General features: G+C 68.5%; 11 protein-coding genes and 2 pseudogenes. 11 read left to right on the top strand and 2 right to left on the bottom strand.

Features of this window, described 5'->3' with window-relative positions; genetic code table 11:
* Window positions 1–7 precede the first annotated feature (7 nt).
* Together G4Q83_RS10435 and G4Q83_RS10440 are read left to right on the top strand one after the other, a co-directional pair.
* Entirely contained in the window at window positions 8–571 is a 564-nt protein-coding gene (locus tag G4Q83_RS10435; protein ID WP_128419775.1) for a DUF2884 family protein, read from the top strand.
* Between the two features lie 53 nt (window positions 572–624).
* The gene (locus G4Q83_RS10440; protein WP_128419774.1) at window positions 625–1,065 is read left to right on the top strand and encodes a hypothetical protein; all 441 of its coding nucleotides are present in this window, start codon (window positions 625–627) and stop codon (window positions 1,063–1,065) included.
* A 136-nt stretch (window positions 1,066–1,201) separates the two neighbouring features.
* Here G4Q83_RS10440 and G4Q83_RS10445 read toward each other — a convergent pair whose 3' ends face one another.
* Entirely contained in the window at window positions 1,202–2,605 is a 1,404-nt protein-coding gene (locus tag G4Q83_RS10445) for a class II fumarate hydratase (protein ID WP_128419773.1), read from the bottom strand.
* A gap of 328 nt (window positions 2,606–2,933) precedes the next feature.
* Here G4Q83_RS10445 and purB point away from each other — a divergent pair, with 328 nt between their 5' ends.
* The 9 genes and pseudogenes from purB to G4Q83_RS10490 all read left to right on the top strand — a co-directional run.
* Complete coding sequence (gene purB / locus G4Q83_RS10450) at window positions 2,934–4,301, top strand: adenylosuccinate lyase (RefSeq protein ID WP_128419772.1); 1,368 nt, start codon at window positions 2,934–2,936, stop codon at window positions 4,299–4,301.
* Window positions 4,302–4,402: 101 nt separating this feature from the next.
* Entirely contained in the window at window positions 4,403–5,659 is a 1,257-nt protein-coding gene (locus G4Q83_RS10455) for a ribosomal protein uL16 3-hydroxylase (RefSeq protein WP_128419771.1), read from the top strand.
* Window positions 5,660–5,669: 10 nt separating this feature from the next.
* Window positions 5,670–6,563, top strand: a complete 894-nt coding sequence (locus G4Q83_RS10460; RefSeq protein WP_128419770.1) for a GNAT family N-acetyltransferase — start codon at window positions 5,670–5,672, stop codon at window positions 6,561–6,563.
* 179 nt (window positions 6,564–6,742) lie between these two features.
* The gene (locus tag G4Q83_RS10465) at window positions 6,743–9,568 is read left to right on the top strand and encodes a 2-oxoglutarate dehydrogenase E1 component (RefSeq protein ID WP_128419769.1); all 2,826 of its coding nucleotides are present in this window, start codon (window positions 6,743–6,745) and stop codon (window positions 9,566–9,568) included.
* 46 nt (window positions 9,569–9,614) lie between these two features.
* Window positions 9,615–10,814 (top strand): dihydrolipoyllysine-residue succinyltransferase, encoded by a 1,200-nt coding sequence (gene sucB, locus G4Q83_RS10470; protein WP_128419768.1) that lies wholly within the window; start codon window positions 9,615–9,617, stop codon window positions 10,812–10,814.
* Window positions 10,815–10,950: 136 nt separating this feature from the next.
* Complete coding sequence (gene lpdA / locus G4Q83_RS10475) at window positions 10,951–12,390, top strand: dihydrolipoyl dehydrogenase (protein ID WP_128419767.1); 1,440 nt, start codon at window positions 10,951–10,953, stop codon at window positions 12,388–12,390.
* 165 nt (window positions 12,391–12,555) lie between these two features.
* The gene (locus tag G4Q83_RS10480) at window positions 12,556–13,149 is read left to right on the top strand and encodes an LOG family protein (RefSeq protein WP_128419766.1); all 594 of its coding nucleotides are present in this window, start codon (window positions 12,556–12,558) and stop codon (window positions 13,147–13,149) included.
* 215 nt (window positions 13,150–13,364) lie between these two features.
* Window positions 13,365–13,637, top strand: a pseudogene (locus tag G4Q83_RS24580) (class I SAM-dependent methyltransferase); the annotation flags it as partial.
* 47 nt (window positions 13,638–13,684) lie between these two features.
* A pseudogene (locus G4Q83_RS10490) lies at window positions 13,685–14,298 on the top strand (IS3 family transposase); the annotation flags it as partial.
* A 61-nt stretch (window positions 14,299–14,359) separates the two neighbouring features.
* On the opposite strand, the gene G4Q83_RS10495 reads toward G4Q83_RS10490, so the two are convergent.
* Window positions 14,360–14,971: a superoxide dismutase gene (locus G4Q83_RS10495; protein WP_128419765.1), complete on the bottom strand. Its 612-nt coding sequence runs from the start codon at window positions 14,969–14,971 to the stop codon at window positions 14,360–14,362.
* Window positions 14,972–15,450: the final 479 nt, after the last annotated feature.

The following is a 15,450-nucleotide window of genomic DNA, read 5'->3' on the forward strand; positions in this document are numbered from 1 at the left end:
CACACCCATGCAACATCGTTCCCTGGCGCTGGCCGGCATCGCCCTGACTGCGCTGTCGGCCCTGGCCGCCTGCCAGCCCTCCACCCCGCAGGCCGACAAGACCGGCAGCGCGGACAGTGGCGGCAAGCACAGCCTGAGCTTGGACAACGGCGACATCACCCTGACGGTCTCCGGCCAGCCGCCGGCGACCATCACCCGCACCGGCGACCTGCTGATCGACGGCAAGCAGATCGCGGTCAGCGCCGAGCAGCACGCCCTGCTGGTGGCCTACCGCGAGCAACTCGGCGCGATCGGTACGCAGGGCCAGGAGGTCGGCAAGCAAGGCGCCGCGCTCGGGGTGAAAGCGGCCGGCGACGCGCTGGCCGGGGTCATCAGCGGCAACACCGACCACGTCGGCGAGAACATCGAAGCGCAGGCCGAGAAGCTCAAGCAGGAAGCGCTGAAGATCTGCGAGCAGGTGGCGGCGTTGCGCCAGGCGCAGGACACGCTGGCGCAGCAGCTGCCGACGTTCCGTCCCTATGCCAGCCTCGACGCCAGCGACATCAGCGACTGCGACACATCGGTCAAGTAATTGCGCCGGACCCGGCCTAAAATGGCCGGAACTTTCCTGCTCCGAATCGACCGATGAAGAAGACGCTAGCCGCCTGGTTTTCCGTGATAGCACTGTGCCTGCTGCTGGCGGCGTGCGGCGCGCGCGACGGCACGGCCACGTCTTCGCACGCCGAGCGCGGCAAGCCGCGCATCTCGGTGGACAGCATGGCCGTGATGCTGCGCCGCGCGCCGGCCGCCAACGCCGCGATCGGCCCCGACGGCCGCCTGCGCATCGACGACATCGAACTGCCGCTGCCGCAGGCGCAGCGCACCCAACTGCAACAGTTGTTCATGCACCTGCAGATGCAGCGCCAGCGCACGCTGGAAACCGCGCCGCCAGACCCGACCATGCGTTCGGTGGGCTTTGCGAGCACACCGGAGATCAGCGCCCTGCAGCGCGCGGTACTGCGCGACATCGCGCCGCTGCGGCCGTACCAGGAGAGCTTCGGCAACCTGCAGGCGGAGCGGCGCTGAACGCGGCGATCTCCGATCCAGTCGCAGCAGCGCACCCGGCCGCGCTCCCTGCAGGAGCGGCTGCAGCCGCTACACGCACTTGCGCTCCGCTCGCCCTGCAGGGCGCGGCCTGCGCCGTGCCGGACGGCCTGGCGTTTCAGCCGCCGCCCACGCCGGCGTGGATCCCGCCCTTGGTCAGCGCCGCCGGGTCGAGCAGCTTCCGCAGCTCGGCCTCGCCAAGGCCGCTGTCCTCCAGCGCGATCTCCAGCACCGGGCGATTCTCCTTGTAGGCGCGCTTGGCGATCGCCGCCGCCTTCTCGTAGCCGATGATCGGGTTCAGCGCGGTGACCAGGATCGGATTGCGGTCCAGCGCCTCGCGCACCCGCTCCTGGCACACCTTCAACCCGGCGATCGCCGAATCGGCCAGCAAGCGCGACACGTTGGCCAGCAGGTTGATCGAATCCAGCAGATTGGCCGCGATCAGCGGCAGGGTCACGTTCAACTGGAAGTTGCCGGTCTGCCCGGCCACGGTGATCGCGGTGTGGTGGCCGATGACCTGCGCGCATACCATCACCGTGGCCTCGGGTATGACCGGGTTGACCTTGCCCGGCATGATCGAGCTGCCCGGCTGCAACGCCGGCAGCTCGATCTCGCCCAGGCCCGCCAGCGGTCCGGCGTTCATCCAGCGCAGGTCGTTGGCGATCTTGATCAGCGCCACCGCCAGCGTATTGAGCTGTCCGGACAGTTCCACCGCATCATCCTGCGCCGCCAGTCCTTCGAACTTGTTGTCCGCGCTGTCGAACGTGCAGCCGGTCAGCGTGGACAGGGCCTTGGCCACCTTGCCGCCGAAGCGCGGATCGGCATTGATTCCGGTGCCGATCGCGGTGCCGCCCAGCGGCAGTCGGCGCAGGCGCTTGAGAGTGTCGCGCAAGCGCTCCTGCGCCGAGAACAGTTGCGCCGACCATGCGCCGAACTCCTGGCCGAAGGTCAGCGGCATCGCGTCCATCAGGTGCGTGCGCCCGGTCTTGACCACCTTGTCCAGGCGCTTGGCGCGCTTGTCGATGACCTTGCGCAGATGCTTCAGCGCCGGCAGCAGCTGTTCCTGCGCGGCCAGTTGGGCAGAGACGCGGATCGCGGTCGGCACCACGTCGTTGGAGCTCTGGCCGAGGTTGACGTGGTCGTTCGGATGCACCGCTGCGCCCTTGCCGGCACGCGAGGCCAGCGTGGCGATCACCTCGTTGGCGTTCATGTTGGACGAGGTGCCCGATCCGGTCTGGTACACGTCGATCGGGAACTGCGCATCGTGCGTGCCGCCGGCCACCTCCAGCGCTGCGGCATGCACCGCCTTGGCGATGGCCTTGGGCAGCAGATCCAGCTCGGCGTTGACGCCGGCGGCCGCGGCCTTGATCAGGCCCAGCGCGCGGATGAAGCCACGCGGCATCGGCTGCCCCGAGATCGGGAAGTTCTGCACCGCACGCTGGGTCTGTGCACCCCACAATGCATCGGCGGGGACCTGCAGTTCGCCCATGCTGTCGTGCTCGGTCCGAAAGGTGTCGCTCATACGCAATCTCCACAACTGGATTGAAAGGAGCTCTCCACCGCCCATGGGGCGGATCGGGGAGCGGCAGGCTGGCGACGACGGCTGGCGCGGCCAATTATCGGCCAGCCGCAGCCGTGACGCGCCCAGTGTGGACTGACGGGTGTTAGCGACGGCTCCACGCCCTGCGCGCCGACGGTGGCGCGCGGCCGCGGGCGAGCTCGATTGGCGTACCGAGCTCGATCGGCACACGGCACCGGCCCTGGCGACGACGCGGACGCGCCCGCCGCGGGCGCCGGGCGGGACGCGGGCGTAGAATGGCCGCCCCTTCGCCCCTCCCGCCCTGTCGCCCATGTCGGATTCCGCCCTGCTCGCCCTGTCCCCGCTCGACGGCCGCTACGCCTCCAAGGTGGATGCGCTGCGCCCGATCTTCTCCGAATACGGCCTGATCAGGGCCCGCGTCAGGGTCGAGATCGAGTGGCTGCTGGCGCTGGCGGCCGAGCCGGGCATCGTCGAGCTGCCGGCGTTCTCGGCCACGGCCGCGGCCAGGCTGCGCGAGCTCGCCGACGGGTTCTCGGTCGAGCACGCGGCCCGGGTCAAGGCGATCGAGCGCACCACCAACCACGACGTCAAGGCGGTGGAGTATTTCATCAAGGAACGGCTCAAGGACGATGCCGACCTCGGCCCTGCGCTGGAGTTCGTGCACTTCGCCTGCACCAGCGAGGACATCAACAACCTCAGCTACGGCTTGCTGCTGGAGCAGGCGCGCCGCGAGGTGCTGCTGCCGGCCCTGGACGGGGTCGCCGCCAGCCTGCGCGTCCTCGCCCACGCCCAGGCCGCGCAGCCGATGCTCTCGCGCACCCACGGCCAGACCGCCTCGCCGACCACCCTGGGCAAGGAGATCGCCAACGTGGTCGCGCGCCTGGAGCGCCAGCGCCGCCAGCTCGCTGCGGTGGAGCTGACCGGCAAGATCAACGGCGCGGTCGGCAACTACAACGCCCACGTCGCCAGCTACCCGGACGTGGACTGGCCGGCGTTCGCACAGCGCTTCGTCGAGGGGCTGGGCCTGGCGTTCAACTCCTACACCACCCAGATCGAACCGCACGACAACATCGCCGAGCTCGGCGACGCCGCGCGCCGCGCCAACACCGTCCTGATCGACCTGTCCCGCGACATCTGGGGCTACATCGCACTGGGCTACTTCAAGCAGAAACTCAAGGAAGGCGAAGTCGGCTCCTCGACCATGCCGCACAAGGTCAATCCGATCGACTTCGAGAACGCCGAAGGCAACCTCGGCATCGCCAATGCCCTGTTCGAGCACTTCAGCGCCAAGCTGCCGATCAGCCGCTGGCAGCGCGACCTGACCGACTCGACCGTGCTGCGCGCGCTCGGCACCGCGTTCGGCCACACCCAGGTGGCGCTGGACTCGCTGGCCAAGGGCCTGGGCAAGCTCACCGTCAACCCCGAGCGCCTGGACGCCGACCTCGACGCAGCCTGGGAAGTGCTGGCCGAGGCGGTGCAGACGGTGATGCGCCGCCATGGCCTGCCCAACCCGTACGAGCAGTTGAAGGCGCTGACCCGCGGCCAGGGCATCACCGCCGCCTCGATGCAGGCGTTCCTGGAGACCCTCGCGCTGCCCGAGGACGCCAAGCAGCGCCTGCGCGCGCTGACCCCGGGCGGCTACACCGGCCTGGCCGAGCGCCTGGCGCACGCCATCTGAGCCATGCTTGATCTGTGCCGATGCCCGGCAGCGCCCCCTGCGCGGACGATGCTCCCCCAACCCCACTCCTGCAAGCGCGGCCTGCGGTGCCGCTTCGCACAATGATCGACAAGACCCCTCGCTCCCGCGCCGCCGCGCCGCCCTTCGAGATCACCGCTACGCGCCGGCATCTGCTGGGCATGCCGGCCGCCATTTTCCTGCGCGACTACTGGCACAAGCGGCCGCTGCTGATCCGCGGCGCCTTCCCCGGCTTCGTCTCGCCGATCGAACCGGGCGACCTGGCCGGACTGGCCTGCGAGGAGGCCGCGCTGTCGCGGCTGATCGTGCACGACCGCGCCGGCGACCGCTGGAGCGTGCGCAGCGGGCCGTTCGAGGAAAGCGAATTCCCCGGCATGCCCGACCACGACTGGACCCTGCTGGTGCAGGACGTGGACAAGTGGGATCCGGACATCCGCACCCTGCTCGAACAGTTCCGCTTCCTGCCGCGCTGGCGGGTCGACGACGTGATGGTCAGCTTCGCCGCGCCCGGCGGCTCGGTCGGCGCGCACGTGGACCACTACGACGTGTTCCTGCTGCAGGCGCACGGCCACCGCCGCTGGCAGATCGACGCTAGTGTGGCGCTGGAGCGCGAGGCGCCATCGACCGACTTCCGCGACGACGTCGAGCTGAAGCTGCTGCGCCGCTTCACCCCGACCCACGACTGGGTCCTCGGCCCGGGCGACATGCTGTACCTGCCGCCGCTGGTGCCGCACCACGGCATCGCCGAGGACGCCTGCCTGACCTTCTCGGTGGGCACGCGCGCGCCGTCCTCGGCCGAGCTGATCGGCGACTATCTGGACAGCTTGATCGACGGCGCCGACCAGGCGCTGCGCTACCACGACGAGGACCTGCAGGTCCCGGCCGATCCGTACGAGATCGACGCGGCGGCGATGGGCCGCGTGGTCGAGGCGCTGAACGCGCTGCGCATGAACGACCCCGACCGCCTCGGCGCCTGGTTCGGCCGCTTCATCACCACTTATCGCGCCGCCGGCGAGATCCTGCCGCCGGCCGACCCGCCGGCCGCCGCGGACGTGGCCGCGGCGCTCGAGCAGGGCCTGGTGCTGCAACGCCATCCCTGGGCGCGGCCGGCCTGGCGCCAAGCCACGCGCGGCGCCACCCTGTTCTGCAGCGGCCTGGAGTTCGCCCTGCCACGCAAGGACGCGCGACGCCTGGCCGCGGCCGACAGCATCGACGGCAGGGGCTACGCGGCGCTGTCGGCGGCCGGCCGCGAGACCTTGCTGCAACTGGTCGAGGCCGGTTTCTACCAGCCGCTGGACGCCGCCGACGACCGCGACGAGGATGCCGACGCACAGGATTGAGCCGCCCGCCATGCAGGCCCCCGGTTTCCACATCGAACCGCTCGACCCGGCCCGCCAGGCGGCCCAGTTGCGGGCGCTGCGCGAGCGGGCCGGCATGCCGGCGCCGCAAGCGCCTGCCGAGGCCGCATTGGATGCGCTGAGCTACCACGTGCTGGCGCTTGCCGAGGACGGCCAGCCGCTCGGCAGCGCGCGGTTGAGCCCCGCGCAGCGGATCGGCTGCATGGCGGTGCTGCCGGCCTGGCGCGGCCGCGGTGTCGGCAGCGCGCTGCTGGCCGCGCTGCTGGAAGAGGCACGGCGCCGGCGTTGGCTGCGGCTGGGCCTGGATGCGCCGCCGGCCGCGCTCGATTTCTACGCGCGGCACGGCTTCCTGCCGGTCGGCGCGCGCGTCGCCGACGGCGCTCCGCAACCGATGCAGCGCCTGCTCGGCGCCGCCGCGGCAGTGGAGGATGCGGCGGCGGCGATCGCCGCCGGTGCCGTGGTGGTGTCGCAGGCGCGGCGCGAATTGCTGATCTACAGCCGCGCGCTGGATCCGGGCCTACTGGACCGTGCGCCGCTGCTCGCGCAGTTGCGCCGCTTCGCGGTGGCCGCGCACGACAAGCAGCTGCGCGTGCTGCTGCATGACGCGGCCGCCCCGCAGCGCGCCGCTGCGCCGCTGCTGGGGCTGGCGCAGCGCCTGCCCAGCGTGGTCCGGTTCCGGCAGGTGGTCGATCCGGTCGACCAGGGCTATGCCGCCGCCTATCTGGTCAACGACGCCGGCGGCTACTATTTCCGTGCGCTGGGTCACCGTTACGACGGCGAGACCGACTTGCTCGGCGGCGGCCGCGCGCGCCAGCTGCGCGACGCGTTCGCGCGGGTCTGGGAGCGCTCGCGCGACTGCACCGAGCTGCGCGCACTGGGCCGGTGACGCCGCGCGGCGGGCGGCGGCGCAGCGAATGAACCCGTCGTAGCCCCCTGCGTATCCGAAATGCACACCCCGGCTGGCGCATGGGGGTATAATTTTTTCGCTTGATTACGCCCGCGCAGGCCACGCGCCCACCGGTTCCCACCGCAAGCCAACCCACAAAGCGACCCGACCCCACCATCGTGGACAATCTCCTGAAGCAGTTTGCGCAGTCATCGCAACTCGCCGGCGGCAATGCCGCCTATATCGAAGACCTGTACGAGCAGTACCTGGTCTCTCCCGACAGCATCGACCCCAAGTGGAAAGCCTACTTCGACGGCTTCCAGGGCCGCGATGCCGGTGATGTTCCCCACTCGGCGGTCATCGCCCACATCGCCGGCGCGGCGCGCCAGGCCGCCAACAGCGGCACCAGCCCCGGCGGCGACGAGCGCGAGCGCCATGTCGGGCGCCTGATCACCGCCTACCGCTCGCGCGGCCACCTCGGCGCGCGCCTGGACCCGCTGGGCCTGACCCCGCCGGTGAACCCGCCGGACCTGGGCCTGCCCTTCCACAGCCTGTCGGAAAGCGACCTGGGCAGCGAGTTCAGCACCGGCGGCCTCGGCGGCCAGCCGCGGATGAAGCTGCGCGACCTGCTGGCGCGCCTGAAGGCGACCTACACCGGGTCGATCGGCAGCGAGTTCATGCACATCTCCGAATTCGAACAGCGCCAATGGATCTACCAGCGGCTGGAGAACGCGGGCGGGAACATCGCCGAGGACAGCGACGGGCGCCGCCGCACGCTGGAGCGGATCACCGCCGCCGAAGGCCTGGAACGCTACCTGCACACCAAGTACGTCGGCCAGAAGCGCTTCTCGCTGGAAGGCGGCGATGCGCTGATCCCAATGATGGACGTGCTGGTGCGCCGCGCCGGCGCCGATGCGGTCAAGGACATCGTGGTCGGCATGGCCCACCGCGGCCGCCTCAACGTGCTGGTCAACACCCTGGGCAAGAACCCGCGCAAGCTGTTCGACGAGTTCGAAGGCAAGTTCGAGCATGCCCACGACGACCGCGCCCACACCGGCGACGTCAAGTACCACATGGGCTTCTCCGCCGACGTGGCGGTGGCCGACGGCAAGTCGGTGCATCTGGCGCTGGCGTTCAACCCCTCGCACCTGGAAATCGTCGACCCGGTCGTGGTCGGCAGCGTGCGTTCGCGCCAGGAGCGCTACGGCGACGCCGCGCGCAAGACGGTGCTGCCGGTGGTGATCCACGGCGACGCCGCGTTCGCCGGCCAGGGCGTGGTGATGGAACTGTTCCAGATGTCGCAGGCGCGCGGCTTCGCGGTCGGCGGCACCGTGCACATCGTCATCAACAACCAGATCGGCTTCACCACCAGCGCCCGCGACGACGCCCGCTCCACGCTGTACTGCACCGACGTGGCCAAGATGATCGGCGCGCCGGTGTTCCACGTGAACGGCGACGATCCGGACGCGGTGGCGTTCGTGGCCAACCTGGCCTACGACTTCCGCCAGCAGTTCAAGAAGGACGTGGTCATCGACCTGGTCTGCTACCGCCGCTGGGGCCACAACGAGGCCGACGAGCCGGCGGCCACGCAGCCGGTGATGTACCAGACCATCCGCAAGCACAAGACCACCCGCGAACTGTACGCCGCGCAGCTGGAAAGCGAGGGCGTAATCCAGTCCGGGCAGGCACAGGCGCTGGTCGACAGCTACCGCAACAAGCTCGATTCGGGCGAATACACCACCGAGCTGGCGACCCGCAAGCCGGACGAGTTCGCCATCGACTGGAGCAACTACCTGTCCGGCAAGCTCGCCGACAAGGTCGACACCACGGTCAAGCGCAAGACCCTGGACCAGCTGGCCAAGATCATCACCACGATCCCCGCCGGCGTGGAACTGCACCCGCGCGTGGCCAAGATCTACGAGGACCGGGTGAAGATGGCCGCCGGCGACCTGCCGGGCGACTGGGGCTTCGCCGAGAACCTGGCCTACGCCACCGTGCTCGGCGAGGGCCACAAGCTGCGCCTGGTCGGCCAGGACGCCGGCCGCGGCACCTTCTTCCACCGCCACGCGATCCTGCACGACCAGAAGACCGACAGCTACTACCTGCCGCTGCGCCAACTGGTCGAAAACCCCGAAGACGCCACCGTGATCGACTCGCTGCTCAGCGAGGAAGCGGTGATGGGCTTCGAATACGGCTACTCCACCACCGATCCCAATGCCCTGTGCATCTGGGAAGCGCAGTTCGGCGACTTCGCCAACGGCGCGCAGGTGGTGATCGACCAGTTCATCGCCGCCGGCGAAGCCAAGTGGGGACGCATCAGCGGCCTGTCGCTGTTCCTGCCGCACGGCTATGAAGGCCAAGGCCCGGAGCACAGCTCCGCGCGTCTGGAGCGTTTCCTGCAGCTGTGCGCGCTGGAGAACATGCTGGTGTGCGTGCCGACCACCCCGGCGCAGTGCTTCCACATGATCCGCCGGCAGATGCGCATGACCACGCGCAAGCCGCTGGTGGTGATGACGCCCAAGTCGCTGCTGCGCCACAAGCTGGCGGTGTCGAGCCTGGAAGAGCTGGCCGACGGCGGGTTCCAGCACCTGATCCCGGATGCGAAGGCCGATCCGAAGCAGATCAAGCGCGTGGTGGCCTGTTCGGGCAAGGTCTACTACGACCTGCTCGAGGACCAGACCAAGCGCGGCCAGGACGACGTCGCCATCCTGCGCGTGGAACAGCTGTACCCGTTCCCGCGCGAGCTGCTGGCCGCCGAACTGAAGCGCTACGGCAACGCCACCGACCTGGTCTGGTGCCAGGAAGAACCGCAGAACCAGGGCGCCTGGTACCAGATCAAGCACCACCTGCAGGCCTGCCTGGCCGACGCGCAGAGCCTGCACTACGCCGGCCGCCCGCGCTCGCCGTCGCCCGCCGCCGGCCATTTCGCCGAGCACGTGGAAGAGCAGTTGAAGCTGGTCGCCGACGCGCTCTTGAATCCGTTCAACGACCAAGTCGCTGAATAAACATCCTTCACATTCCAAAAAGACACCACTTAGGACGCCCCCTACAATGGCCACCGAAGTCAAAGTTCCGATACTGCCCGAATCCGTATCCGATGCCACCATCGCCAGCTGGCACAAGAAAGCCGGCGACGCGGTCAAGCGCGACGAGAACCTGGTGGACCTGGAGACCGACAAGGTCGTGCTGGAAGTGCCCTCCCCGGTCGACGGCGTGCTGAAGGAGATCAAGTTCGAGGCCGGCGCCACCGTGACCAGCTCGCAGCTGCTGGCGATCATCGAGGAAGGCGCGGTGGCCGCCGCGGCCCCGGCCGAGACCAAGGTCGCCGCCGCGCCGAAGGCGGAGGCGCCGAAGGCCTTGGCCGCCGAAGCCCCCAAGGCGGCCAAGGCCGCCGGCAACCTCTCCAGCCTGCCGCCGGGGGCGCGCTTCTCGGCCATCACCGAAGGCGTGGATCCGGCCCAGGTCGACGGCACCGGCCGCCGCGGCGCGGTGACCAAGGAAGACCTCCTCAACTACGCCAAGAACGGCGGCGCCGGCAAGGCCGCGGGCGCGCGCCCGGAAGAGCGCGTGCCGATGACCCGCGTGCGCAAGCGCATCGCCGAGCGCCTGATGCAGTCGAAGAACTCCACCGCGATGCTGACCACCTTCAACGAGGTCAACCTGGCCAAGGTCTCGGCCGCGCGCAAGGAACTGCAGGACGAGTTCCAGAAGGCCCACGGCATCAAACTCGGCTTCATGAGCTTCTTCGTCAAGGCCGCGGCCAACGCGCTGCAGCGCTTCCCGCTGGTCAACGCCTCGATCGACGGCGACGACGTCATCTATCACGGCTACAGCGACATCTCGATTGCGGTCTCGACCGAGAAGGGCCTGGTCACGCCGGTGCTGCGCAACGTCGAGCGGCACTCGTTCGCCGACATCGAGCGGGGCATCGCCGACTACGCCAAGAAAGCGCGCGACGGCAAGCTGAGCCTGGAGGAACTGCAGGGCGGCACCTTCACCGTGACCAACGGCGGCACCTTCGGTTCGCTGCTGTCGACCCCGATCATCAATCCGCCGCAGAGCGCGATCCTGGGCATGCACGCGATCAAGGAGCGTCCGATCGCCGAGAACGGCCAGGTCGTGATCGCGCCGATGATGTACCTGGCGCTGTCCTACGACCATCGCATCATCGACGGCAAGGACTCGGTGCAGTTCCTGGTCGACATCAAGAACCAGCTGGAAAACCCGGGCCGGATGCTGTTCGGCCTGTAATCCGGCGCCGGGACGCGGGACTCGGGACCCGCGCCCGGCAATGCAGATCAAGCAGGACTCGGGACATGCAGGCGATGGCTTTGCGAGTCCCGAGTCCCGAGTCCCGAGTCCCGCAAAAGCACAGGACTCCCGCAACATGTCAGAACAACATTTCGACGTCGTCGTCATCGGCGCCGGCCCGGCCGGCTACCACGCCGCCATCCGCGCGGCCCAGCTGGGCATGAAGGTCGCCTGCGTCGATGCGGCGCTGGGCAAGGACGGCAAGCCGGCCCTGGGCGGCACTTGCCTGCGCGTGGGCTGCATCCCGTCCAAGGCGCTGCTGGATTCCTCGCGCCAGTTCTGGAACATGGGCCACCTGTTCGGCGAGCACGGCATCACCTTCAAGGACGCCAAGATCGACGTCGCGGCGATGGTCGGGCGCAAGGACAAGATCGTCAAGCAGTTCACCGGCGGCATCGCGATGCTGTTCAAGGCGAACAAGATCGCCGCGTACTACGGCTTCGCGCAGCTGCAGCCGGGCAACGTGGTCAAGGTCGCCCAGCACGAAGGCGGCGAGATCGAGCTCAAGGGCCGCAACGTGATCCTGGCCGCCGGCTCGGATTCGATCGAGCTGCCGTTCGCCAAGTTCGATGGCCAGACCATCGTCGACAACGTCGGCGGGCTGGACTTCACCGAAGTGCCCAAGCGCCTGGCGGTGATCGGCGCCGGTGTCATCGGCCTGGAACTGGGCAGCGTGTGGAAGCGCCTCGGCGCCGAGGTCACCATCCTCGAGGCGCTGCCGGACTTCCTGGCCCTGGCCGACGCCGAAGTGGCCAAGACCGCCGCCAAGGAATTCAAGAAGCAGGGCCTGGACATCCGGCTGGGCGCCAAGGTCTCCAGGACCGAGGTCACCGGCAAGGGCAAGAAGCAGGAAGTGGTGGTCAGCTACGCCGACGCGTCCGGCGAGCAGTCGCTGACCGTGGACAAGCTGCTGGTGGCCGTGGGCCGCAAGGCCGCGACCGGTAACCTGCTGGCCGAGGGCACCGGCGTCAGGCTCACCGAGCGCGGCCAGATCGAGGTCGACGCGCACTGCCACACCGGCGTCGACGGCGTCTGGGCGATCGGCGACTGCGTACGCGGGCCGATGCTGGCGCACAAGGGCTTCGAGGAAGGCATCGCGGTCGCCGAGCTGATCGCCGGCCTGCCGGGCCACGTCAACTTCGACACCATCCCGTGGGTGATCTACACCGAGCCGGAGATCGCCTGGGTCGGCAAGACCGAGCAGCAGCTCAAGGCCGAGGGCGTCGCCTACAAGGCGGGTTCGTTCCCGTTCGCGGCGATCGGCCGTGCGGTGGCGATGGGCGAGCCGGCCGGCTTCGTCAAGGTCATCGCCGATGCCGAGACCGACCGCGTGCTCGGCCTGCATCTGGTCGGCGTCGGCGTCTCCGAGCTGGTCCACGAAGGTGTGCTGGCGATGGAGTTCAACGGCTCGGCCGACGACCTGGCGCGCATCTGCCACGCCCACCCGACCCTGTCCGAGGCGATCCACGACGCCGCGATGGCGGTCGGCAAGCGCGCGATCCACAAAGCCAATTGAAGCCGGGAATCGGGACCGAGGACCTGGGACTCGTGCAGCGCCCTGCCCACTGACGAACGCCGGGCATCGCCCGGCGTTCTCTTTTCGAGACCCTGATCGCAGCCTGGTCCCTGGTCCCTGGTCCCGAGTCCCCAAAGCATCCCCCTCTCTGACTCCCCAATGTCCATGAAAAGCATCTGCGTCTACTGCGGCTCCAATGCCGGCAACAAACCCGCCTACGCCGAGCGCGCCACCGCGCTGGGCACGCGCATCGCCCGGCAGGGCCTGCGACTGGTCTACGGCGGCGGCAACGTCGGGCTGATGGGCACGGTCGCCAATGCGGTGCTCGCCGCCGGCGGCCAGGTCACCGGGGTGATCCCCAAGCAACTGGCCGACTGGGAAGTGGCGCACCGCGGCCTCACCGAGCTGGAGATCGTCGGCTCGATGCACGAGCGCAAGTCGCGCATGTTCGACCTGTCCGACGGCTTCGTCGCCTTGCCCGGCGGTTTCGGCACCATGGAAGAGATCTTCGAGATGCTGACCTGGCGCCAGCTCGGCATCGGCAACAAGCCGTGCGCGTTCCTGGACGTGGAAGAGTTCTACGCGCCGCTGATCGGCATGATCGACCGCATGGTCGCCGAGCGCTTCCTGCACCCGGACCAGCGCGCCGACCTGTGGTACGGCGACGACACCGACACGATGCTGGCGTGGATGCACGCCTACACGCCGGCGCAAGCGTCGAAGTGGATCGACGAGAAGCGCTGCAACGCCCTGCGCTGAAGCGCTCCACGATCGGCCAGCGCCACGCTGTCGAGGATGGATCGAGCGGTAGCCGTCCAGATGAAGGGCCGCTTGTGAAGGGGGTCGTGGGCGGCCTGTCCGGCACGTCGCGACACGCCAGGCATTGCCGGTGCCGCCTGCTTGTTGCGGCGGGGAGGGATGACAGGCACCGATGATGTTCCGTCTGCGCATTGATCGGGCGCTGGGTGGGACACATGCGCCGGGGCACGTTCGTGCACGCCGGTATTGGTAAAACTGCGCCGATATCGGGCGAGCGGCCGCTGGGCTGGGCGATTCGCAACTGGCATCGCCTTCGCGGCGCTGATGAAACTTTTCTTGACTGGCTGGCCCCGCAGTTAGGCCAGCGATGGCTGGACGTTGGCTGTGGCAATGGCGCCTTCACCGAAATGCTCATCGGGCGCCGTCATCCGGCTTCGGTGCATGGCGTAGACCCTTCCGAGGAGCAGCTTGCCTACGCGCGCATGCGACCTGCGCTTTGCGCTACACAGCTCCAGCAAGGGAATGCAATGGCACTGGCCGACAGGGCTGCCCGCGTCCGAAGCGACGAGGCCGACGAGGCCGACGAGGCCAACCAGGGCTTCCCCCCGCGCGGGTGTGCGCAACTGGCTGGAACGGGATTTCACCGCACGGGAGCCACAGACCGAATGGGTGACCGACATCCCCGAGATCAAGACCGATGAAGGAAAGTTGTACCTGTGCAGTGTGCTCGACTTGCTCAGCCATCTGGTCGTGGGCTGGTCGATGCCTCATCGCCAGGATCGGCAAAGGATGATCGGCGCGGTGCAGATGGCCGTCTGGCAACGCCAGGGCAGCGAGCCGGTGATCCTGCGCTCGGATCGTGGCAGTCAGTTCCGCAGCGGCCACGACCAGGATTACTTGGTGGCCAATGCGCTAGTGTGCTCGGTGAGTGCGGTGGGCCACGGCGGTGACAACGCGGCCTGCGAGGGCTTCTTCGGCCAGCTCAAGCGCGAGCGCGTCTATCGCATGAAGTACCAAACACTCGATGCAGCCAGGGCCGATGTGTTCGAATACATCGAGCGATTCCACAGCCCAAGGAGGCGGCGAAGGAGCATCCAGCAGGATCTAACGTTTTCCTCCCTTTCACAACCGGCCGTGATTTCGGGGTAGAACCCTTCAAGAAAAAGGCCGGGCAAGCCCAGCCTTTCCATCATGGCGATATGCGCCGCGATCAGCCGATCGCGACGTGGTAGCGGCGCTCGACCTCGTTCCAGTCGACCACGTTGAAGAACGCGCCGATGTAGTCCGGACGGCGGTTCTGGTACTTGAGGTAGTAGGCGTGCTCCCACACGTCCAGGCCCAGGATCGGCGTGTTGCCCTCGAACAGCGGACTGTCCTGGTTGGCGGTGCTCTCGACCAGGATCTTCTTGTCCGGGGTGACGCTCAGCCACGCCCAGCCGCTGCCGAAGCGGGTCAGCGCCGCCTTGGTGAAGGCGTCCTTGAACTTGTCGAAGCCGCCCAGTTCGCTGTCGATCGCCTTGGCGACGTCGCCGACCGCGGCGCCGTCGGCATTAGGCGCCATCACCGTCCAGAACAGCGAGTGGTTGGCGTGGCCGCCGCCGTTGTTGCGCACCGGACCCTGCAGGTTCTCCGGCAGCGACTTCAGCTTGGACAGCAGCGCCTCGATCGGCAGATCGGCGTACTCGCTGCCTTCCAGCGCGGCGTTGACGTTGTTGATGTAGGTCTGGTGATGCTTGGTGTGATGGATTTCCATCGTCTGCGCATCGATGTGCGGTTCCAGCGCGTCGTAGGCGTAGGGCAGCTTGGGGAGGGTGTAGGCCATGCGGTTCTCCTGGACTTTCGCCCGCCGGAAGGACGGACGTTGCGTGATGAATGGTAGGGACGACCGGCCGCCTTACCAAGCCGTCGCGGGGGAAACATCGTCCCATCGTGCGGTGGCGGTGCCGGCCGCCGCCAGTAGATCGGCGGCTACGATGCGCCCGCACCCGGTTAGTCGAATGTGAATCGTGCCGTACCGGCCTGCGCAAGCCCCGCCCGGGGAGGGGGGCGGTCTCAAGAATCAAGTGCAACACGTGATTTGAAGGCGAGGACTTTCTTCCCTCGCCGCCGCTGGCGTGACCTCGCCCCAGTCTCTGGCGAGGCCGCCCGTTCATCCGCTTGGCCACGTGATTGCCGTCCAACTCAGGCCGAGCGCTATCGCGTAGTCCCCCCCCCCCCCCCCCCCCCCGGGGAACCGATACCCAGCGCGAAGAGGATTGATATGCCATGGCTGTATTGACCGCAGCATGACATCGGCACTCA

The sequence above is a fragment of the Xanthomonas theicola genome, assembly GCF_014236795.1.
Classification (GTDB): domain Bacteria; phylum Pseudomonadota; class Gammaproteobacteria; order Xanthomonadales; family Xanthomonadaceae; genus Xanthomonas_A; species Xanthomonas_A theicola.